22 protein-coding genes are annotated in these 19,608 nt (G+C 74.8%); 13 read left to right on the top strand and 9 right to left on the bottom strand.

All coding sequences use genetic code 11. The features are described from left to right. The first annotated feature begins 167 nt into the window (after window positions 1-167). From trxA to HDA31_RS25485, 3 genes are all read left to right on the top strand, one after another. Entirely contained in the window at window positions 168-530 is a 363-nt protein-coding gene (gene trxA / locus HDA31_RS25475; protein WP_074477065.1) for a thioredoxin, read from the top strand. 172 nt (window positions 531-702) lie between these two features. Continuing rightward, window positions 703-1,143, top strand: coding sequence for a hypothetical protein (locus HDA31_RS25480; RefSeq protein ID WP_178063278.1), 441 nt, complete (start codon window positions 703-705; stop codon window positions 1,141-1,143). Beyond that, window positions 1,140-2,078: an MFS transporter permease gene (locus tag HDA31_RS25485; protein ID WP_246384365.1), complete on the top strand. Its 939-nt coding sequence runs from the start codon at window positions 1,140-1,142 to the stop codon at window positions 2,076-2,078. Before HDA31_RS25480 ends, HDA31_RS25485 begins: the two co-directional genes overlap by 4 nt. A 152-nt stretch (window positions 2,079-2,230) precedes the next feature. Here the strand turns inward: HDA31_RS25485 and HDA31_RS25490 are convergent, their stop codons facing one another. Next, complete coding sequence (locus HDA31_RS25490; protein WP_074477063.1) at window positions 2,231-2,611, bottom strand: thiol-disulfide oxidoreductase DCC family protein; 381 nt, start codon at window positions 2,609-2,611, stop codon at window positions 2,231-2,233. Window positions 2,612-2,703: 92 nt separating this feature from the next. Here HDA31_RS25490 and HDA31_RS25495 point away from each other — a divergent pair, with 92 nt between their 5' ends. Beyond that, window positions 2,704-3,750, top strand: coding sequence for an Rv2578c family radical SAM protein (locus HDA31_RS25495; RefSeq protein ID WP_178063277.1), 1,047 nt, complete (start codon window positions 2,704-2,706; stop codon window positions 3,748-3,750). 26 nt (window positions 3,751-3,776) lie between these two features. Beyond that, window positions 3,777-4,184, top strand: coding sequence for a CoA-binding protein (locus HDA31_RS25500; protein ID WP_178063276.1), 408 nt, complete (start codon window positions 3,777-3,779; stop codon window positions 4,182-4,184). Between the two features lie 113 nt (window positions 4,185-4,297). On the opposite strand, the gene HDA31_RS25505 is transcribed toward HDA31_RS25500, so the two are convergent. Next, the gene (locus HDA31_RS25505) at window positions 4,298-5,494 is read right to left on the bottom strand and encodes an acyl-CoA dehydrogenase family protein (RefSeq protein ID WP_178063275.1); all 1,197 of its coding nucleotides are present in this window, start codon (window positions 5,492-5,494) and stop codon (window positions 4,298-4,300) included. Window positions 5,495-5,700: 206 nt separating this feature from the next. Between HDA31_RS25505 and HDA31_RS32630 the strand changes: the two genes are divergently transcribed. Then, entirely contained in the window at window positions 5,701-6,135 is a 435-nt protein-coding gene (locus tag HDA31_RS32630; RefSeq protein ID WP_246384364.1) for a DUF4190 domain-containing protein, read from the top strand. A gap of 21 nt (window positions 6,136-6,156) precedes the next feature. Here HDA31_RS32630 and HDA31_RS25515 read toward each other — a convergent pair whose 3' ends face one another. After that, window positions 6,157-6,993, bottom strand: a complete 837-nt coding sequence (locus tag HDA31_RS25515) for an SDR family NAD(P)-dependent oxidoreductase (RefSeq protein ID WP_376701469.1) — start codon at window positions 6,991-6,993, stop codon at window positions 6,157-6,159. A gap of 186 nt (window positions 6,994-7,179) precedes the next feature. Between HDA31_RS25515 and HDA31_RS25520 the strand changes: the two genes are divergently transcribed. Then, window positions 7,180-7,707 (top strand): DUF4190 domain-containing protein, encoded by a 528-nt coding sequence (locus tag HDA31_RS25520; protein ID WP_178063273.1) that lies wholly within the window; start codon window positions 7,180-7,182, stop codon window positions 7,705-7,707. Window positions 7,708-7,774: 67 nt separating this feature from the next. Here the strand turns inward: HDA31_RS25520 and HDA31_RS25525 are convergent, their stop codons facing one another. Further along, entirely contained in the window at window positions 7,775-8,731 is a 957-nt protein-coding gene (locus HDA31_RS25525; protein ID WP_178063272.1) for an HpcH/HpaI aldolase/citrate lyase family protein, read from the bottom strand. A gap of 124 nt (window positions 8,732-8,855) precedes the next feature. Between HDA31_RS25525 and HDA31_RS25530 the strand changes: the two genes are divergently transcribed. Next, complete coding sequence (locus HDA31_RS25530; protein ID WP_178063271.1) at window positions 8,856-9,680, top strand: SDR family NAD(P)-dependent oxidoreductase; 825 nt, start codon at window positions 8,856-8,858, stop codon at window positions 9,678-9,680. A gap of 42 nt (window positions 9,681-9,722) precedes the next feature. Here HDA31_RS25530 and HDA31_RS25535 read toward each other — a convergent pair whose 3' ends face one another. Beyond that, on the bottom strand, window positions 9,723-10,739 hold the full coding sequence (locus HDA31_RS25535) for a DMT family transporter (RefSeq protein ID WP_376701412.1): 1,017 nt from the start codon (window positions 10,737-10,739) through the stop codon (window positions 9,723-9,725). A 147-nt stretch (window positions 10,740-10,886) separates the two neighbouring features. Here HDA31_RS25535 and HDA31_RS25540 point away from each other — a divergent pair, with 147 nt between their 5' ends. After that, entirely contained in the window at window positions 10,887-11,585 is a 699-nt protein-coding gene (locus HDA31_RS25540; protein ID WP_178063269.1) for an HAD family hydrolase, read from the top strand. A 35-nt stretch (window positions 11,586-11,620) separates the two neighbouring features. Here the strand turns inward: HDA31_RS25540 and HDA31_RS25545 are convergent, their stop codons facing one another. Next, complete coding sequence (locus HDA31_RS25545; RefSeq protein ID WP_178063268.1) at window positions 11,621-12,154, bottom strand: hypothetical protein; 534 nt, start codon at window positions 12,152-12,154, stop codon at window positions 11,621-11,623. 105 nt (window positions 12,155-12,259) lie between these two features. Beyond that, a complete protein-coding gene (locus tag HDA31_RS25550) occupies window positions 12,260-13,129 on the bottom strand; it encodes a PhzF family protein (protein WP_074477051.1) in 870 nt (289 codons plus the stop codon). A gap of 33 nt (window positions 13,130-13,162) precedes the next feature. Between HDA31_RS25550 and HDA31_RS25555 the strand changes: the two genes are divergently transcribed. From HDA31_RS25555 to HDA31_RS25565, 3 genes are all read left to right on the top strand, one after another. After that, window positions 13,163-14,449, top strand: coding sequence for a magnesium transporter MgtE N-terminal domain-containing protein (locus HDA31_RS25555; RefSeq protein ID WP_178063267.1), 1,287 nt, complete (start codon window positions 13,163-13,165; stop codon window positions 14,447-14,449). Beyond that, window positions 14,442-15,077 (top strand): DUF1003 domain-containing protein, encoded by a 636-nt coding sequence (locus HDA31_RS25560; protein WP_074477050.1) that lies wholly within the window; start codon window positions 14,442-14,444, stop codon window positions 15,075-15,077. The genes HDA31_RS25555 and HDA31_RS25560 overlap by 8 nt, the downstream gene beginning before the upstream one ends. A gap of 125 nt (window positions 15,078-15,202) precedes the next feature. Beyond that, entirely contained in the window at window positions 15,203-16,351 is a 1,149-nt protein-coding gene (locus tag HDA31_RS25565; protein ID WP_074477049.1) for an Mrp/NBP35 family ATP-binding protein, read from the top strand. Window positions 16,352-16,825: 474 nt separating this feature from the next. Here HDA31_RS25565 and HDA31_RS25570 read toward each other — a convergent pair whose 3' ends face one another. Together HDA31_RS25570 and HDA31_RS25575 are read right to left on the bottom strand one after the other, a co-directional pair. After that, complete coding sequence (locus tag HDA31_RS25570; RefSeq protein WP_074477048.1) at window positions 16,826-17,260, bottom strand: twin-arginine translocase TatA/TatE family subunit; 435 nt, start codon at window positions 17,258-17,260, stop codon at window positions 16,826-16,828. Window positions 17,261-17,340: 80 nt separating this feature from the next. Then, window positions 17,341-18,675, bottom strand: coding sequence for a S1C family serine protease (locus HDA31_RS25575; RefSeq protein ID WP_376701413.1), 1,335 nt, complete (start codon window positions 18,673-18,675; stop codon window positions 17,341-17,343). 254 nt (window positions 18,676-18,929) lie between these two features. Here HDA31_RS25575 and HDA31_RS25580 point away from each other — a divergent pair, with 254 nt between their 5' ends. Next, on the top strand, window positions 18,930-19,580 hold the full coding sequence (locus HDA31_RS25580; RefSeq protein ID WP_219825077.1) for an O-methyltransferase: 651 nt from the start codon (window positions 18,930-18,932) through the stop codon (window positions 19,578-19,580). Window positions 19,581-19,608 lie beyond the last annotated feature (28 nt).

Consider the following 19,608-nt stretch of genomic DNA (forward strand, 5'->3'; position numbering starts at 1 on the left):
CGTCATGCATGTGCATGCAGCAAGGAGGCCGGCAACAGATGAGAATCGATACGCTGGCACCCCGATCCCGGCCCCGCCGGGTTTCGGGGGCGGACGCCCGGGAATGCGCCGGGTCCCGTCCTGGTTCCAGCAGGCGTACGTGATTCCGCGGTGATCGGAGAGTCCACATGGCAACCGTTGAGCTGACCACGACGAACTTCGACGAGGTGGCGGGCGGCGACGGCATCGTCCTCGTCGACTTCTGGGCGGAGTGGTGCGGCCCGTGCAAGCGGTTCGCCCCGGTCTACGAGCGCTCCTCCGACAAGCACCCCGACATCGTCTTCGGCAAGGTCGACACCGAGGCCCAGCAGGAGCTCGGCGCGAAGTTCGACATCCGCTCGATCCCGACGATCATGGCGATCCGGGACGGCGTGATCGTCTTCGCCCAGCCGGGGGCGCTGCCCGAGTCGGCCCTGGAGAACCTCATCGAGCAGGTCCAGGCCCTCGACATGGACGACGTCCGCAAGAAGCTGGCCGAGCACAAGCACTGAGCGCCGGGCGCTCACCGAGCCCGCGCCGGCCGGCGGCCGGGCCCCCACCGGGGCCCGGCCGCCGCCGCGTCAGCAGGGCCGCCGTCCGGCGGGGCGTCACCGGTACGGTTGGGGCGGGCCACCCGACGGAGGGACCCGAAGGGCGCCCTTCATCCCGTAGCGTCGGAAACCGATGGAAACGCTGACCCGCCGGGGCCGGGGGGCCCGACTGGCCGCCACCGCGCTCGGCCTCGTCGTGCTGCTCGCCGGCACCGCCTGGGGCACCGACGACGACTTCCCGTTCGGGCCGTTCCGGATGTACTCCACGTCCGACCCGCCGGACGCCGCCGCCCCCGACACCCGCGTCGAGGGCGTCGACCGCACCGGGGCCCTGGTCGACCTGGGCCAGGAGGCCACCGGCATCCGCCGGGCCGAGATCGAGGGCCAGCAGAGCCGGTACGTCGAGGAACCGGCCCGGCTGCGCCGGGTCGCCGACGCGTACGCCGAACGCCACCCCGACGCCGCCGCGCTGGTCGAGGTGCGCATCGTGATCCGCTGGTACGGCATCGCCGACGCCCGGCCGACCGGGCGCTGGACCGACGAGACCGTGGTGAGCTGGCGGGCGGACGGGTGATCGGCTGGCTCACCGAGGCGGTCCCCCGGGGCCGGGTGGCCGCCTTCCGCACCCTGGTCTACCTCTTCGTCGCCGCCGACCTGGTCTTCTTCACCCCCTGGGTGCGCGCCCGCGCGAGCGTGCCCGGCGACCTCTATCAGCCACTGCTCGTCGGGCGGGTGCTCCCGTTGCCGACCCCCACCCCGGCGCTGGTAGGCGCGATCTTCTGGGCGCTGCTGGCCCTCGCCCTGCTCGCCGCGACCGGGCGGGCCCACCGCCTGCTCGGCTGGTCGGTCTTCGCGCTCTACCTGGAGTGGATGATCATCGCGATGAGCTACGGCAAGGTCGACCACGACCGGTTCGGCCTGCTCGTCGCGCTCGCCGCGCTGCCCACCGCCGGCCGGGCCCGGCACGGCGACCCGACCCGCACCGAGGCCGGCGGCTGGGCGCTGCGGGTCACCCAGATCGCGGTGATCTGCACCTACTTCCTGGCCGCCTTCGCGAAGTTCCGGTTCGGGGGCCTCGACTGGGCCACCGGCTCCGTGCTCGCCAAGGCGATCATCCGGCGCGGCACCGACCTGGCCGACCTGATCGCCGGCGTGCCGCACCTGCTGCTCGTGGCGCAGTTCGGCATCCTCGCCTTCGAGCTGCTCAGCCCGGTGGTCTTCGTGCTGCCGCCCCGCTGGCGGCTGGCCACGGTCGGCTTCTTCTACTCGTTCCACCTGGTCACCATGGCGACCATCACCATCTCGTTCGCCCCGCACCTGGTGGCCATGGCCAGCTTCCTGCCGCTGGAACGGGTGCGTCCGGTCGTCTGGCTGCGCCGGCTCGGCCGGGGCGGACCACGGGGACGGCCGCGCCGGGACGGGCCGGCGGGGCGGCCCGGCCAGCTCGACGACCAGCCCTGGGCGGCCACGGGCGACGGCCGCCGCCCCGCGCCGCTGCACCAGCCATAGGCCCGTTGGGCGTTCCCGCGGGGAACGGCCGCTCGCCGCGCCGCGGGCGTGGTGCGGGGCGGGGCGCGTCGCGCGCGTGGTGCCGGCGGGGCGAGGGCTTGGTCCGGGCGTGGCGTGAACGTGGCGAGGGCTTGGTCCGGGCGTGGTGCGGGTCAGTCCCGCGGGGCCGAGGGCACGGCGCAGGCGGCCGTGCCGCCCGGCAGCCGGTGCCGGTTGCGGGCCACCCAGCGGTACACCGGCCAGGCGGCCAGGCGGACGGGCGGGAACCGCAGCCCGGCCCCGGCGACCCGCCACAGGGGACCGCTGTCGCCGAGCAGCCGCGCGATCGCGTCCGGCCCGGCGGCCCTTGAGCCGTCCGCGCCGACCCACTGCACCGCGTCGGCGCACTCGGCCGCCGTCAGACCCAGCGCGTCGAGGTCGGCGAACTGCCAGGGCAGCACCCGCGCGCGGGTCGGGATGCGGCGCTCGATGAACTCCGCGCACTTCGTGCAGAACGCGCAGTCGCCGTCGAAGACGAAGGTCGACCTCTCCATGCCCTCATCCTCCCCCCGACGCCCCGCCGGCCGTACGCCGGTGTCCGGCACGTCACTTGCACTTCGTTCGTACGCGTGTTCGAATGGGGTGCATGCGCTGGGACAGCCTCTCCGCTCCCCCGGACGAGGCCGGTTCCGAGCGGGCAGCGCCGGCGGCTCCACCCCTGCCGCTGGCGCTGCCCGGCGCGGCCATCCGCACCTTCGACACGCCCGGCTTCGCCGGGATGACCTTCCACGAGGTGCGGGCGAAGTCGATCATCAATCGGGTGCCGGGCACGTCCCGCGTCCCCTTCGAGTGGACGGTCAACCCCTACCGGGGCTGCTCGCATGCCTGCGTCTACTGCCTCGCCCGCAACACGCACACCTACCTCGACCTCGACGCCGGGGCCGACTTCGACCGGCAGGTGATCGTCAAGGTCAACGCGGGCGAGCTGCTGCGCCGGGAGCTGGCCGCGCCGGGGTGGCGCGGCGCGCCCGTGGCGATGGGCACCAACGTGGACTGCTATCAGCGCGCCGAGGGGAAATACCAGCTCATGCCGCAGATCATCGCGGCGCTGCGCGACTTCGCGAACCCGTTCTCGATCCTGACCAAGGGCACCCTCCTGCTGCGGGACCTGCCCCTGCTGCGCCGGGCCGCCGAGGTGACCCGGGTCGGCCTGGCGTACTCGGTGGGGTTCCTCGACGAGGCGCTGTGGCGGGCGGTGGAGCCCGGCGCCCCGAGCCCCCGCCGCCGACTGGCAGCCGTCCGGGCGCTGACCGACGCCGGCTTCTCCGTCGGCGTGCTGATGGCCCCCGTCCTGCCCGGCCTCTGCGACGACGACGCGTCGATCGACGCCACCGTGTCGGCCGTCGCCGCCGCCGGGGCGGCCAGCGTGACGCCGCTGGTCCTGCACCTGCGCCCCGGCGCCCGCGAGTGGTACGCGCGCTGGCTCGGCCGGGAGCACCCGCACCTCGTCCCCCGCTACCGCGAGCTCTACCGGGCGGGCGCGTACGCGCCGCAGGCGTACCAGCGGGAGGTGGCCGCCCGGGTGCGCATCGCCGCCCGGCGGCATGGCCTGCCCCGCGCCGGGGTGGGCGAGGGTCGGCGGCCGGCAGCCGAGCCGGGCCCGCCGCCGGCCGAGCAGCTCACCCTGCTCTGACCCGCGCGGCGGGCTAGAGTCGCGGGATGCGCAGCGCCCAGCAGATCCTCGCCGACTCCGCCGTGATCGCCGTCGTGGGCGCGTCCCGCGACCCCGGCAAGGCCGCGCACCGGGTGCCGGCGCAGATGCAGCGGTACGGCTGGCGGATCATCCCGGTCAACCCGACGGTCGACGAACTGTTCGGCGAGCGGGCCTACGCGTCGCTGGCTGACATCCCGCACCCGGTGGACCTGGTGGACGTGTTCCGGCCGGCGCGGGACGCCGTCGGGGTGGTGCGCGAGGCGGTGGCGATCGGCGCGCCCGCGGTGTGGTTGCAGCTCGGGATCGTCTCGCCCGAGGCGCGGCGGATCGCCGAGGAGGCCGGCGTCGACTACGTCGAGGACCGCTGCCTGATCATCGAGCGGGCCGCCGGGGACCTGACCCGCCTCGGCTGACGGCCACCCGCCGGCGCGCTCCCTGCCGCCCCGCCGGCGCGCCGCCTGCCGGCGGGTTTGCAGGGGGCCCTTCCTATGCAGAATGCGTTAACAGGGGGCCCTTCCTTGCACCGTCAGAGGCGGTAGTCGCGCAGCAGGCCGCGGGAGATGATGGTCTTCTGGATCTCCGAGGTGCCCTCGCCGATGAGCAGGAACGGGGCCTCCCGCATCAGCCGCTCGATCTCGTACTCCTTCGAGTAGCCGTAGCCGCCGTGGATGCGGAACGCCTCCTGGACGACCTCGGCGCAGTATTCGGAGGCCAGCAGCTTGGCCATGCCGGCCTCGACGTCGTTGCGCTGGCCGGCGTCCTTGAGCCGGGCGGCGTTGACCATGAGGGCGTGCGCGGCCTCGATCTTCGTGCCCATCTCGGCGAGCTTGAACGCGATCGCCTGGTGCTGCGCGAGCGGCTGGCCGAACGTCCGGCGCTGCTGGGCGTACGCGACCGCCAGCTCGAAGGCACGGATGGAGATGCCGCAGGCGCGGGCGGCCACGTTGACCCGGCCGACCTCGATGCCGTCCATCATCTGGTAGAAGCCCCGGCCGACCCGATCCTCCCCGCCGAGCACGGCGGAGGCGGGGACGGTGACGCCGTCGAGGATCATCTCGGTGGTCTCGACGCCCTTGTAGCCCATTTTGTCGATCTTGCCGGGGATGGTGAGGCCGGGCGCGGTCTCGCCGAAGCCGGGCTCCTTCTCCAGCAGGAAGGTGCTCATGTTGCCGTAGACCGAGTCGGCCCCGGCGTCGGTCCTGACCAGGGTGGCCACCACCGAGGAGTACGCCCCGTTGGTCAGCCACATCTTCTGGCCGTCGAGGACGTAGGTGTCGCCGTCGCGGACCGCCTTCGACCTGATCGCCGAGACGTCCGAGCCGCACTCGGGCTCCGACATCGAGAACGCCCCACGCACCTCCCCGGTGGCCATCCTCGGCAGCAGCCGGGCCCGCTGCTCGGCGGAGCCGTGCTGCGAGATCAGGTACGCCACGATGAAGTGGGTGTTGACGATGCCGGAGATCGACATCCAGCCCCGGGACAGCTCCTCGACCACCAGGGCGTACGTCAGCAGGGACTCGCCGAGCCCGCCGTGTTCCTCGGCGATGGTGAGGCCGAACAGCCCCAGCTCGCGCATCCCGTCGAGGATGTCCGTGGGGTACTCGTCGGCGTGCTCCAGCCGCTGGGCGTGCGGGATGATCTCCTTGTCGACGAACTCCCGGACGGTCTCCAGGATCGACCGCTGCACGTCGGTCAGGCCGGGCGTCTGGGCGAGTCTGGCCATCTCAGCCTCCGGGGGAATCGGCACGTCGCTCGTCGACACGTCACCCACGAGTGCACTACTCGCGGGTAACTGAACGTTCGGTAAGTATCGGCCCGCCGGGCCGGCGGGGCCAAGGCGGCCGGTCCACCCAACCGCTGTGAAAAGGTTCACCGCTGCGGGTAGCGTCCGCAATAGGCCAGGTCACGACGGGTAGCGGAAGGTGCCGGATGAGTTATCCACCGCGCGAGCCGGACGAACCGCCATCCCCGTACGAGCCCCCGCCGCCGCCAGGCCAGCACGAACCGCCGTCGCCGTACGAGCCACCGCCGCCCGCCCAGTACGGGGCCCCGCCCCCGGGCTACGGGCAGTACGGCCCGCCGCCGGGGCAGGGCCAGTATCCGCCGCCTGCCGGCCAGGGGCGGGGCACCAACGTCCTCGCCGTGCTGTCGCTGGTCTTCGCGTTCGTCTTCGCCCCCGCCGGCATCGTGCTCGGCCACCTGGCCAAGCGGCAGATCCGGCGCACCGGCGAGGACGGCGACCAGCTCGCCACCTGGGGCCTGATCCTCAGCTACGTCTTCACCGTCATCGGCCTGATCGCCTGCTGCGGCTGGCTCGGGCTGGTCTTCTGGGGCGGCTCCACGGACGGCAGCTCCTACAACTGATCCGGCCGGGCCCCGGGGCGGTCAGCGGAACTGCGCCTCCCGGACGCTGTTGCCGCCGTCGACCACCAGCATCTGCCCCGTGATGTACGACGCGGCCGGCGAGCAGAGGAAGGCGATCGCGGCGGCCACCTCGTCCGGAATGCCGGGGCGACCCACCGGCGTGCCGAGGCCCTGCCGGATCTCCGCCACGGTGGAGGCGGCGGTGTGGATGGTGCCCGGGGCCACCGAGTTCACCGTCACCCCGTCGGCGATCATCTCCATCGCCAGCGCCCGGGTCAGCCCCACCACGCCCGCCTTCGCCGCCGCGTACGCCGCCTCGGTGGGCAGGGCGTTCACCGGACCGGCCGTGGCCGCGAGGTTGACGATCCGGCCCCAGCCGCGCTCGGCCATCCCACCGATGAACGCCCGGCTGCACAGGAACGCCGTGGTCAGGTTCCGGTCGATCTCGCCGCGCCACTCGTCGTAGCTGAGCTGGGCCACCGGGCGCAGCACCTCTGGGCTGGCCCGGCTCGCCAGGCCGGCGTTGTTCACCAGCACCTCGACGTCGCCGAGCTGCTCGGCCACCGCGTCGGCGAGCGCGCCGACCTCCGACTCGTCGGTGAGATCCGCGACGAAACCCGTCACCCCCAGCTCGCCGGCCCGCTCGTGGATGCGCCGGGTGGTGGAGACGATGGCCACCCGGGCCCCCAGGTCCGCCAGCCGGCGGGCGGTGGCGTACCCGATGCCGTCGGCGCTGCCCGCGCCCGTGACCAGGGCGACCCGGCCGTCGAGCCGCATGGTGACCGGCTCCGGCAGCGCCACCGGGGCGTCCTCGTCGGCCGGGCCGGCCCCGGCGGTGGGGCGGCTGCGCCGGGGCATCCCCGGGCGGCTCACGTCCCGTCGAGATCGGCTGCCGGAGCGGTCCGCGCCGCGCGCGTCGATTGCCATGCCGCGATCCTGCCTGTTCGCCCTGCTCCGGGCAACGCGGCACCCGGTGACGTGCCGCGTTTTGGGTCGCCCTGGCTACCCTGACCGCGCACCCTCGACGAGACGCGGAGAGAGCCCATGACATACCCCCCACCGGCCGACAGCCCGAGCGACCCCTGGTCCCAGCCGGCCACGCCGCCGGTCGACCCGACGCTGCCGGCGAGCGGGCCGCCGGCCGGCGGCGACCCGAACGCGCCGGTCGACCCGTACGCGGGGATGAAGATGGAGCAGGCCGCGCCGGTCGCCGACCCCTACGCCGTGCCCGGCTACGCCCCGGCCGGTCACCCGGCCCCGGGCTACCCGGGATACGGGTACGCGCCGCCGCCGAGGACCAACGGGATGGCGATCGCGGCGCTGGTGCTCTCCCTCGTCGGCATCGGCTCCTGCATCACCGCGCCGATCGGCGCGATCCTCGGGCACGTGGCCCGCAAGCAGATCCGCGAGACGGGCGAGGGCGGCGAGGGGATGGCGAAGGCGGCCATCATCGTCGGCTGGATCCTCACCGGCCTGATGGTGCTGGCGATCCTCGGCTACGTGGCGCTGATCATCATCGCCATCAGCACGGGCAGCTCCAGCAGCGACCGCGGAACCGGCTACGGCTACTGACGGCCCGGTGCCGCCCCACCCGGGGCGGCACCGCCGCCCGCCGGCTCGCAGCTCACGGGGCGTCGGCTCACCCGGTGGGCGGCGTGAAGCGCGACGTGCGGGTCAGGCCGGCCGCCCGGCCCTTGGCGGCGACCACCAGGGCCATCTTGCGGGACGCCTCGTCGATCATCTCGTCGCCGAGCATCACCGCGCCGAGCCGGCCGCCGGCCTCCGAGGTGTAGTGCTCGTAGGCGTCGAGGATCAACTCGGCGTGGTCGTAGTCGGCCTGGGCCGGCGAGTAGACCTCGTTGGCGGCGTCGATCTGGCCGGGGTGCAGCACCCACTTGCCGTCGAAGCCCAGCGCGGCCGAGCGCTTCGCCACCTCGCGGAACGCGTCCGTGTCCCGGATCTGGAGGAACGGGCCGTCGATGGCCTGGAGGTCGTGCATCCGGGCGGCCATCAGGATGCGCATCAGGATGTAGTGGTAGGGGTCGCCCGGGTAGTCCGGCAGAAGCCCGCCGACCACCAGCGACCTCATGTTGATCGAGGCCATGAAGTCGGCCGGGCCGAAGATGATCGTCTCGACGCGGGGCGAGGCCGCGGCGATGGCGTCGACGTTGACCAGCCCGGCCGCGTTCTCGATCTGCGCCTCGATGCCGATCCGGCCGACCGGCAGGCCGAGGGTCTTCTCCAACTGGGTGAGCGTCAGGTCCAGCCACTGCACCTGGGCGGCGTCCTGCACCTTGGGCAGCATGACGCAGTCGAGGTGCGCGCCGGCCCCCTCCACGACGTCGATCACGTCCCGGTACGTCCACGGGGTCGTGAGGTCGTTGACCCGGACCACCCGGGTCTTGCCGGCCCAGTCGCCCTCGTTGAGGGCCGCCACGACGTTCTTGCGCGCGTCCGGCTTGGCGAGCGGGGCGACGGCGTCCTCCAGGTCGAGGAAGACCTGGTCGGCGGGGAGGCCCTGGGCCTTGCCGAGCATCTTGACGCTGGAGCCCGGCACGGCGAGGCAGGACCGGCGGGGACGACCGGCGACGGTCATGGGGCCTCCTTACGGCGCGGCGGGCAGGCCGACGCCACCTGTTCGGCGACCGGATGACTGAACGATCGCAAAGGTGCTTGTGACGCCACGGTAACCTCGTGCCGTGACTGGGGTGAACGGGCCTGTGGAGGATCTCACGGGGCGGCGGACCGTGGTGGTGACGGGCGCCAGCTCCGGCATCGGCCTGGCCGCCGCGGTGGAGCTGGCCCGCCGGGGCGACCGGGTGGCGCTGGTCGGGCGGGACCCGGCCCGGCTCCAGGCCGCGGGCGAGCGGGTGCGGGAGGCCAGCGGCGAGCGGCCCGAGCTGTTCCGGGCCGACTACGCGGTCCTCGACGACGTGCGGGGGCTCGCCGAGCGGCTGCGCGCCGCGTACGACCGGATCGACGTGCTGGCCAACAACGCCGGCGCGATCGTGCTGCGCCCGGTGACCACCGTCGACGGTTTCGAGCTGTCCATGCAGGCCAACCACCTCGCGCCGTTCCTGCTCAGCACCCTGCTGCGGGACCGGGTCGGCCGGCTGGTGGTGACCGCCTCCGGCGCGCACCGCAGCGGCGTCCTCGACCCCGACGACCTCAACGGCAGCCTGCGCGGCTACCGGTCGATGCGCGCGTACGGCACCAGCAAGCAGGCGAACATCCTGTTCACCGGCGAGGCGGCCCGGCGCTGGCCGGACATCCCGGCGTACTGCTTCCACCCGGGCGTGGTGCGGACCCGGTTCGGCGCGGACAGCCGGCTGGTCGCCCTCGGCATGCGGATCATGCCGTTCCGCAGCCCGGAGAAGGGCGCGGAGACCCTGGTCTGGCTGGCCAACCAGGATCCGGCCCGGCTGGTCGACGGCGGCTACTACGCCGACCGCCGGCCCCGCCGACCGCTGGGCAAGGCCACCGACCCGCAGCTCGCCGCCCGGCTCTGGGTGGCCAGCGCGAAGGCGGTCGGCGTCGAGCCGTGACGGCTCACCCCGGCGAGTTCGGGGCGTGCGGGGAGGGACGCGTCACGCCGATCGGTCGGGTGCGGACCCGGGCAGCGGGCCGGGGCCGGCCGACAGCGGCGCGGCGTCGGCCGGCAGCGGGACGGGAACGGCGCGGCGGCCGGCGCGGGCCCCGCCGAGCACCACCACCGTGACGCCGGCCAGGATCAGCGCGAGCCCCGGCAGCGCGCCGACCCGGGGCAACTGGCCGAGCCAGGCCCAGGCGAGCAGGGCCGCCCCGGGTGCCTCCAGCAGGATCAGCAGGCTGACCGTGGTCGCGGAGACCCGCCGCAGCGCGTAGTTGAACATCGAGTGGCCGAGCAGCTGGGCCCCGGCCACCAAGCCGAGGATCGCCAGCCAGGTGCCGGTGTCGTAGCCGCCCAGCGGCACGCCGCCGACCAGGCAGACGACCAGCAGGATCAGCGCGCACACCCCGTAGCAGATGGTGGTGTAGGTGGTGGTGGTGACGGTGGCCCGGGCCCGTTCCCCGAGGGCGGTGTAGATCGCCGCGAACAGGCCGCCGGCCACCGCGAGCAGGTCACCGGCGAAGGCCCGGCCGGAGACGGCGAAGTCGGCCCCGGAGGCGAGCACCGCGCCGCCGACCGCCACCGCGATGCCGACCCAGACGGCCGGCGGCAGCCGGCGGCCCTGGCCCCGGGCGATCAGCCCCTGCCAGACCGGCTGGGTGGCGACCAGGGCGACGGCGGCGGCGACCGAGGTGAGCTGGACGCTCGGCATCCAGGTGGCGAAGTGGGCGGCCAGCGCCACCCCCGACAGCACGCACCACCAGCCCTCGCGCCGGCCGACGCCCGCCGGTGCGTGCCCGTCCGCCGGCCCGTCGCCGCCGCCCGCCGACCGCGTCAACGCCCGGAACTCCGCCCGCCGCCGGGCCAGCGCGAACGGGCCCAGCACGCCGACCGCGAGCAGGTTGCGCCAGAAGGCGATCGCCAGGGCGGGCGCGGCGGCGAAGGCGACCAGCGGCGCGGACGACGAGACCGCGAGGACGGCCAGGGCGAGGACCCCGCCGGTCAGCGGACCCACCGGGCGGTGATGGTGAGGGACGGGCACGGGAAGCAATCCTCACACGAGCCTCCGCCGACCATCCGTCACCACAGAACGTCATCGTTCGACTACGATCGTCGCATCCTGCCGGCGGCCCTCCCCCTCGACGCCCGGAGGCACCTCCCCATGCCCGTCTTTCGCGCGGTGCTGTTCGACTTCTTCGGCACGCTCACCTGCTCCGTGCAACGCGGCACGGCCCACCGGTCCACCGCCGAGCTGCTCGGCTGCCCGGTCGACGCACTCGTCGACGTGCTCGACCGCAGCTACTACCAGCGGGCCAGCGGGCGGTTCGGCGACGCCGTGGCGACCCTGCGCTGGGTGTGCGCGCAGGCGGGCGTACACCCGCCGGAGAGCGCGCTGCGCGCGGCCGTCGCCTCCCGGCGGCGGGCGGTCCACGCCGACACCCGGCTGCGCGCCGACGCGGTGCCCGTGCTGACGGCGCTGCGCGCGGCGGGCGTACGCACCGGCCTGGTCAGCGACTGCACCCACGAGCTGCCGGAGTTCCTGCCGCAGCTGGCCGTGGCCCCGCTGCTCGACGTGCGGGTCTTCTCGGTGCAGCTCGGGCGCTGCAAGCCCGACCCGGCGCTCTACCTGTCGGCGTGCGGCCCGCTCGGGCTCGCCCCGGGCGACTGCCTGTACGTCGGCGACGGCGGCAGCCAGGAGCTCACCGGCGCGCGGCGGGCGGGCATGACGGCGGTGCGGCTGGCCGCCCCGGACCTCGCCGGGCACATGGTGTTCAACGCCGAGCCGGCCTGGGACGGGCCGGAGCTGGGCTCGTTGAGCGACGTCCTCGACCTGGTGGGCCCGGTCGCCCTACCGGCCTGACCCGACGCCCGGCCCGCGCACGGCGGGGGGTCGGGTCAGCGACGGCGGACGCGGTGCAGCCGGAACGGTCGACGGGTGACCCGGACCACCGGGGCCGCCCGGGGCGGCTCGGCCAGCGAGGCGTCCGGCAGCCGGTCGCCGGCGGCCGGTTCGCCGGCCGGGGTGAGCCGGACCAGGGCGCAGCCGTCGGTGGCCCACCGCTGCGCCAGGTCGGCCGCGGCCCCGGGGGCGTTGAGCCGCTTGGCGGCGACCGTCGGGGCGACGGTCGCCCACTCCTCGGTGCCCGGGGCCAGCCGGGTCACCCGGGCCGGCCAGGTGACGATCCGGCCGCCGTGGTCGCCGCGCAGCGTCACCTGCGCCTCGGCCGCCTCCGCGAGCCCGGGCGCGGCCTGCTCGCCGGGGCCGCTCACGACCAGGAGCGACCCTGGCGACGGTACGCACCACAGGGCCCGCGCCGGCCCGCCCGCGACGCCCACCCAGGCGACGGCGGCCTTCTTCACTGCCTCGTCGACCAGGGGCGTGCCGAACCGCCCGTCCACCTCGTCAGTCACCCCGGCATCCTCCCGCATGCCCGCCGGCCCGCGCGAGCGTACGGCGGAAGCCTGCCGCCCGTGGCCGGTGAGAGGGGTTCCCTTCTCTACCGTGGGCGTTAACAGGGGGCCCTTCCTTGCACCTCAGCCGACGAAGGGCGGGACGGCGATCTCGCCGCGCGCCACCGGCATCACGTCGCCGCGCACCGTCGCCCCGACCGCCGCACCGCCGGCCGCGGTGACCGTGCAGGCCAGCACGGACGGCCGGCGCAGCTCGGCGCCCTGCCGGACGGTGTAGGCGGAGCGCCCCTCCCCGGGGAGCAGCCCGCTGGCGACCAGCCACACGCCGAGCCCGAGGGCGGCCGAGCCCGTCGCCGGATCCTCCGGCACGCCGCGTCCCGGGACGAAGACCCGGGCGTGCGCGGTTTGCGCGTCGGCGTCCCAGGAGAAGACGCTGACATGTTCGAGGCCGTACCGCTCCGCCGCCACCGGGTCGACCCGGGCGCGGGCCACCGCGTCCGGCCACACCGGCAGGTACGGGAACTCCAGCCCGCACCCGGCGACCCGGGGCGGCGGCCCGGCGTGGTCGGCGGCGGTGAGGCCGACCATCTCCAGCAGTGGCTCCAGGTCCAGCTCGGGGCCGAGCGTCGGCACGCCACCGGTGAGCGTCGCGCCGTACGCGGTCACCTCGATCGGCAGCACCCCGGCCCCGCACTCCTGAGTGATCTGCCCCACGCCGAACAGGCCCCGGCGGCTCGCGGTGACCGCCGCGCCGACGCTGGGGTGGCCGGCGAACGGCAGCTCGTCGGTGGGCGTGAAGATCCGTGCCCGGTAGGTGGTCCCGACCTGGGTGGGCGGCAGCACGAACACCGTCTCGGACAGGTTGAACTCCAACGCGAGCGCCTGCATCTGTTCGGTGGCCAGCCCCTCGGCGCCGAACACCACGGCGAGCGGGTTGCCGGCGAACGGGCGGTCGGTGAAGACGTCCACGATCTCGTAGGCCAAGGTCGACATGTTGATAAACAGTAGGCGCTTAGGCTGGTGCCCGTGAGCACGCCGAACCGGGTCTACATCGCCCGACTCGCCGGAGTCGCCGTCTTCGACCCCAACGGCGACCAGGTGGGCCGGGTACGCGACGCGGTGGCCCGGCTCCGGCCCACCCAGCGCCCGCCGGAGGTGGTGGGCCTGGTCGCCGAGATGCCGATGCGCCGGCGGATCTTCCTGTCCATCAACCGGATCACCACCATCGACGCCGACGCGGTGGTGCTCGGCAGCGGGACGCTCAACCTGCGCCGGTTCGAGAAGCGCCCCAACGAGCTGCTGGTGCTCCAGGAGCTGCTGGACCGGCGCGTGCAGCTCGACCCGGGCGGCCAGCCCGGCTCGGTGGTCGACGTGGCGATGGAGCGCAGCCGGGGCGGCGAGTGGTCGCTGACCCGCGTCGCCGTCCGCGAGCACACCGGTCGGCTCACCCGCCGCGGCCACCTGCACCAGGTCGAGTGGGACCGGGTGCGCGGCCTCAGTGGCATCGGCGAGAACCGGGGCACGGCGAACCTGCTCGCCGTCCTGGAGGACATGCGTCCCGCCGACCTGGCCAACGCCCTCCAGGACCTGCCGGACACCCGGCGCAACGAGGTGGCGGCGGCGCTGGACGACGAGCGGCTGGCCGACGTGCTCAGCGAGCTGCCCGAGCACGACCAGGTGGAGATCCTCGCCGCGCTGGACCGGGAACGGGCCGCGGACGTGCTGGAGGAGATGGACCCCGACGATGCCGCCGACCTGCTCAACGAGCTGCCCCCGACCGAGCAGGACGTGCTGCTGGACCTGATGGAGCCGGGCGAGGCCGACCCGGTCCGCCAGCTGCTGAAATACTCGTCGGGCACGGCGGGCAGCGTGATGACCTCGGAGCCGGTGATCCTCCCCCCGGACGCCACGGTCGCCGAGGCGCTGGCCCGGATCCGGGAGGAGCAGCTCTCCCCCGCGGTGGCCGCGCAGGTCTTCGTGACCCGCGCGCCGCTGACCACCCCGACCGGCCGCTACCTGGGCATGGTCCACTTCCAGCGGCTGCTGCGGGAGCCACCGGCCGACCTGCTCGGCGGGGTGGTGGTCAACGACATCGACCCACTGCGCCCGGCCACCCCGCTGCCCGAGATCACCCGCCGGATGGCCACGTACGACCTGGTCGCCATGCCGGTGGTGGACCGCAACAACCGGCTCGTCGGCGCGGTGACCGTCGACGACGTGCTGGACCACTCGCTGCCGCGCGACTGGCGGGACCGGGACGCCCCGACCGCACCCGCACCCGTGCACGAGGGGCTGGACGGCGTCGATGAGTGAGCAGCGACGGGCCGAGCGGCTCGACCAGCCGCGCGAGCCCCGGGGCGTGAAGCTGCCCCGGTTCGACCCGGAGGCGTTCGGCCGGTGGTCCGAGGGGATCGCCCGGGGCATGGGCACGGCGAACTTCATCGTCTACATGACGGTGGTGATCGCCGCCTGGTTCGGCTGGAACACCCTCGCCCCGGCGGACCTGCGCTTCGACCCGTACACCTTCACGTTCCTGACCCTGGTGCTCTCCCTCCAGGCGTCCTACGCGGCCCCGCTGATCCTGCTCGCGCAGAACCGGCAGACGGACCGGGACCGGGTGGCGCTGGAGGAGGACCGGCGGCGCGCGACGATGCAGAAGGCGGACACCGAGTACCTGGCCCGGGAGGTCGCGGCGCTGCGGATCGCGCTCGGCGAGGTGGCGACCCGGGACTTCCTCCGGTCGGAGCTGGCCCGGCTGGCCGAGGAGCTGGACGAGGCCGCCCAGCGCCGGCAGCGGCTGGAGCGCCGGCAGCAGGAACGCCCGTCGCACGAGCGCCCGCCGCCGCGCGGGGGCACGGCGCAGCTCGACGAGCCCCTCGACGAGCTGGACGGCGACTTCGCCCGGGGCGCCCGCCCGGAGGGGTCGACCGACGCCCGCTGACCGCCGGCCGGGCGGGTCGGCCGGGGCGGGTGGGCGCGCTGACCAGGCCGGGCGGGCCATCGATTCGCTCACACCGGGGCCCGCCGACGGCCGGCACCTATCGCCCCCGACGTAGCATTGCGGGCATGTCAGCACCCGTCAGCACCGTCGAGGACGCCGTCCAGGCCGCCCTGGCCACCGTCGACGACCCGGAGATCCGCCGGCCGATCACCGATCTCGGCATGGTCCGCTCCGCCCGGGTCGGCGACGACGGTGTGGTCCGGGTCGAGCTGCTGCTCACCGTGGCCGGCTGCCCGCTCAAGGACAAGCTGCGCGCCGACATCACCGCCGCCGTCGGCGCGGTGCCCGGGGTGACCGGCGTGGAGATCGAGTTCGGGGTGATGAGCCCCGAGCAGCGCCAGGGCCTCCAAGCGAAGCTGCGCGGCGGCTCCGCCACCGAGGAGCCGGTGATCCCGTTCGCCCAGCCCGGCTCCCGCACCCGCGTCTACGCGGTCGCCAGCGGCAAGGGCGGCGTCGGCAAGTCCAGCGTCACGGTGAACCTGGCCGCCGCGCTGGCCGCCCGGGGCCTGAGCGTCGGCGTCGTCGACGCGGACATCTACGGCCACTCGGTGCCCCGGATGCTCGGCGCGGACGGCCGCCCGACCCGGGTGGAGGATCTGATCATGCCGCCGCAGGCACACGGCGTGAAGGTGATCTCGATCGGCATGTTCACCTCGGGCAACGCGGCCGTGGTGTGGCGCGGCCCGATGCTGCACCGGGCGTTGCAGCAGTTCCTCGCCGACGTCTACTGGGGCGACCTGGACGTGCTCCTGCTCGACCTGCCCCCGGGCACCGGCGACGTGGCCATCTCGCTGGCCCAGCTGCTGCCGAACGCCGAGATCCTGGTGGTCACCACGCCGCAGGCCGCCGCCGCCGAGGTGGCCGAGCGGGCCGGCGCGATCGCGCTCCAGACCCATCAGCGGGTGGTCGGCGTGATCGAGAACATGTCGTGGCTGGAGCTGCCCGACGGCTCCCGGATGGAGGTCTTCGGTGCCGGCGGCGGCGCGACCGTCGCCGAGTCGCTGACCCGGACGATCGGGGCGCAGGTGCCGCTGCTCGGGCAGATCCCGCTGGACACCCGGGTCCGGGAGGCCGGCGATGCCGGCAACCCGATCGTGCTCGCCGAGCCGGAGTCGCCGGCCGCGAAGGCCCTCGGCCAGGTCGCCGACCGGCTCGCGGTGCGGCGGGAGTCGCTGCTCGGCAAGCCCCTCGGCCTCAAGCCCGCCGCCCGCTGACCGCCGCCCGCTGACCGCTGCCGGCTGACCGCTGGCGCCGGCCCGGGCTGGTGCGGCTGGGCCGGTCACGCGCGGGCCGGTCACGCGCGGGCCGGTCACGCGCGGGCCGGTCACGCGCGGGCCGGTCACGCGCGGGCCGGTCACGCGCGGGCAGCGGGTCAGGCCCCGGGCCCTCCCCGCGGGCGACTCCCCTCGCGGCGGCTAGGGAGCTGAGTCGAATACGACATCAGTCGATCTCGCCGGGGCGGCGTGGGTTGCCCGACGGGTCGGCTGCCCCGGCGGTCGCGCCGGCCGGCGGGACGCGACACGCTCACCCCGGTCCTGCTCAGCTGGGAGCCCGGGCGGGGGGCGATGTCGTATCCGACTCAGCTCCCTAGGGGCCGACGCGCGCATCGGTCGCCCCGGGGCCGGCGGACGCGCCCCGGACCGGCGGACGGGCCGGGCGGACGGGGCCGGCGGCGACGAGGGCGTGGCTCAGGTGGCGTCGTCGTAGCTGGCCGTGCGGGGGGCCGGTGCCGTCGCCGCGCCGCCGGAGGTGGCCGTGACCGCGCCGCTGGTGCTGTTCGACCGCAGGTCGACCGCCTTGGCCACGTCCTTCAGGTCCTCGTGCACGCCGGTGACGTCCGCGCGGAGGCTGTCGTAGACGCCCTGCAGCGGCTTCCGGATCGCCTGCTCGTCCTCCTCGCTGAGCAGGTGCTTGCGGATGAACGCCTTCGGGTGCAGGTCCTCCAGCTGGATGTCGGTGCCCAGCTCGCGGCTCAGGTCGCCGGTCGCGTTGCGGGCCATGGCACGCAGGTTGCGGACCATGCGCAGCCCGTCGCTGATCACGTTGGGCAGCCGGTCACCGAAGATCAGCAGCGCCAGGAGCAGCAGCGCGGCGATCTCCCACCAGTTGAGGTTCTCGAACACTGCTGGGCCTCCTCGTCGGCATCAGGCCAAGCGTACGCAGGTGACGGCCCCTCGGGGAGGGGCCGGTCGGCTGTCGACTCTCACTTGGCGTCCGCGGCGAGCGTCACCGAGGCGTTCTGCCGGCTCGACCCGCGCCGGTACTCCACCGTCACCACGGACCCCGGGGCGAACTTGCGCACCAGGGCGATCAGGTCGGTCGGGTCCGTCATGGGGCGGCCGGCGAGCCGCAGGATCACGTCCCCCGCCCGCAGCCCCGCCGCGGCCGCCGGGCCCGCCGGCTCCACCGACGCCAGGCGTACGCCGCCGGTGCCGCCGCTGGCCGCGCCGCTGCCGCCGACCTGGGCGCCGATCACCGTACGGCGGGCCTTGCCGGTGCCGATGATGTCCTGGGTGACCCGCTTCGCCTGGTTGATCGGGATGGCGAAGGCGAGCCCGATGTTGCCGGCCTCCTGCCCGTCGGCGACGAGCGACTTGATCGTCGAGTTCACCCCGATCACCCGGCCGGCCGAGTCCACCAGCGGGCCGCCGGAGTTGCCGTGGTTGACCGCGGCGTCGGTCTGGATGGCCGCGTAGTAGCGGGTCGGCCCGCCCGGGTCGCCCGCCTGCATCGTCCGGTCCAGGGCGCTCACGATGCCGGCGGTCACCGTGTTGGCCAGGGACAGCGGCGAGCCGATGGCCAGCACCGGGTCGCCGACCGCGAGGGCGTCGGAGTCGCCGAACTCCACCGGTCGCAGGCCCGTGACGGAGGACACCTTGATCACCGCGATGTCGGACTCCGGGTCCTGCCCGACGACGCTGGCGGCGGCGGTGCTGCCGTCGTTGAACACCACCGACGCCTTGCCGGTGCCCCCGGCGACGACGTGGTCGTTGGTGATCACGTAGCCGTCGGCGCTGACGATGAAGCCGGAACCCTCGCTCGTCCCGCCCATGCCGGCCACCCGGACGGTGACCACGCTGGGCAGGACCCGCTCGGCGACCCCGGCCAGCGACTCCGGCTTGCGCTGGGCCAGCGCCGGGGCCTCGGCGGGACCTGCGCCGAGCACCGGGCCGCCGGCCGCGCCGCCACGCACCGCGAAGGCGTACCCCAGGGCACCGCCGAGGGTCCCGGCGAGCAGCGCGGTGACCAGCGGGATGAGCAGCAGCTGGCGCAGCGTCGGCCGGCGCGGTGCGTCCGGGTCGACGACCGGCTCCGGCTCCGCGGCGCCGTCAACGGGGCCGGGCACCACCACGGCCGCCGGGGCGTACGGGTCGCGCCACGGGTCGGCGAGCGCGTCGGACCACCAGGGCGAGGCCGGGGCGCCCCGGTGGACGCCGTCGGGCGTCGTCGGCGGTCCGGCCGGCGGCGCACCGGCCCCCGGCGGTGCCGCCGGGGTCGGAGCTCCCCCAGGCTGGCGCCAGTCCCAGCCGTCGGTCACGTCGGTGCCTCCCAGTCGTCCCCGGCCCCTCGCTCCGGACCGGCAGGGCTGACCGGTCCGACGACGGGGATACCGCATCCAGGATTACACGAATGCCGCGAGTGCAGTCAGTGGTTGCGGTGCGTGACCGCCCGGTGGGAACCGCCCGATCGGGCAGGTTCCACCGTGATCGTCGGGCACCGGACTCGCGGCTGCGTCCGTTCGGCCCCGCCTCTAGGCTCATACCGCCAACCCGCCCCCGACGGAGGTGTCCCATCGCCACGGCCGCCAGTTCCGGCAGCTCGACGACCCCGGCGTCGCAGTTCGCCGAGTCGTACGTCACCGAGGACCTCGTGCTGCGGACCGCCCGCAGCCTCGCCCGCGAGGTGGGCCTCGACGCGGTGACCCCGGGCACGGGGGCGGCGCTGCGGCTGCTGGCCGCCGCCGGGAGCGCGCGGGCGGTGGTGGAGATCGGCACCGGCACCGGCGTGAGCGGCGTGTGGCTGCTGCGGGGCATGCGCGCCGACGGCGTCCTCACCACCATCGACGTCGAGGTGGAGCACCAGCGGATCGCCCGTCGGATCTTCACCGAGGCGGGCTTCCCCGCGGGGCGCACCCGCATCATCACCGGCCGGGCCCTGGACGTGCTGCCCCGGCTCGCCGACGGCGCGTACGACATGGTCTTCGTCGACACCGAGGCCACCAACTTCAGTTCCTGCGTGGCCGCGGCGCTGCGGCTGCTGCGCCGCGGCGGGGTGCTCGCGCTGCACGGCACGCTGGCCGACGGGCGGATCGCCGACCCGGCGGCCCGGGACGTGGAGACGGTGACCACCCGGGAGACGATCAAGGCGCTCCGGGAGTCCGAGGACTGGACGCCGGCCCTGCTCCCCGTCGGCCACGGCCTGCTCGCCGCCGTGAAGTGCTGAGGCTCGCCGCCCGCCGCGGGAGGCCCTG

The sequence above is a fragment of the Micromonospora carbonacea genome, assembly GCF_014205165.1.
In the GTDB taxonomy this organism is placed as follows: domain Bacteria; phylum Actinomycetota; class Actinomycetes; order Mycobacteriales; family Micromonosporaceae; genus Micromonospora; species Micromonospora carbonacea.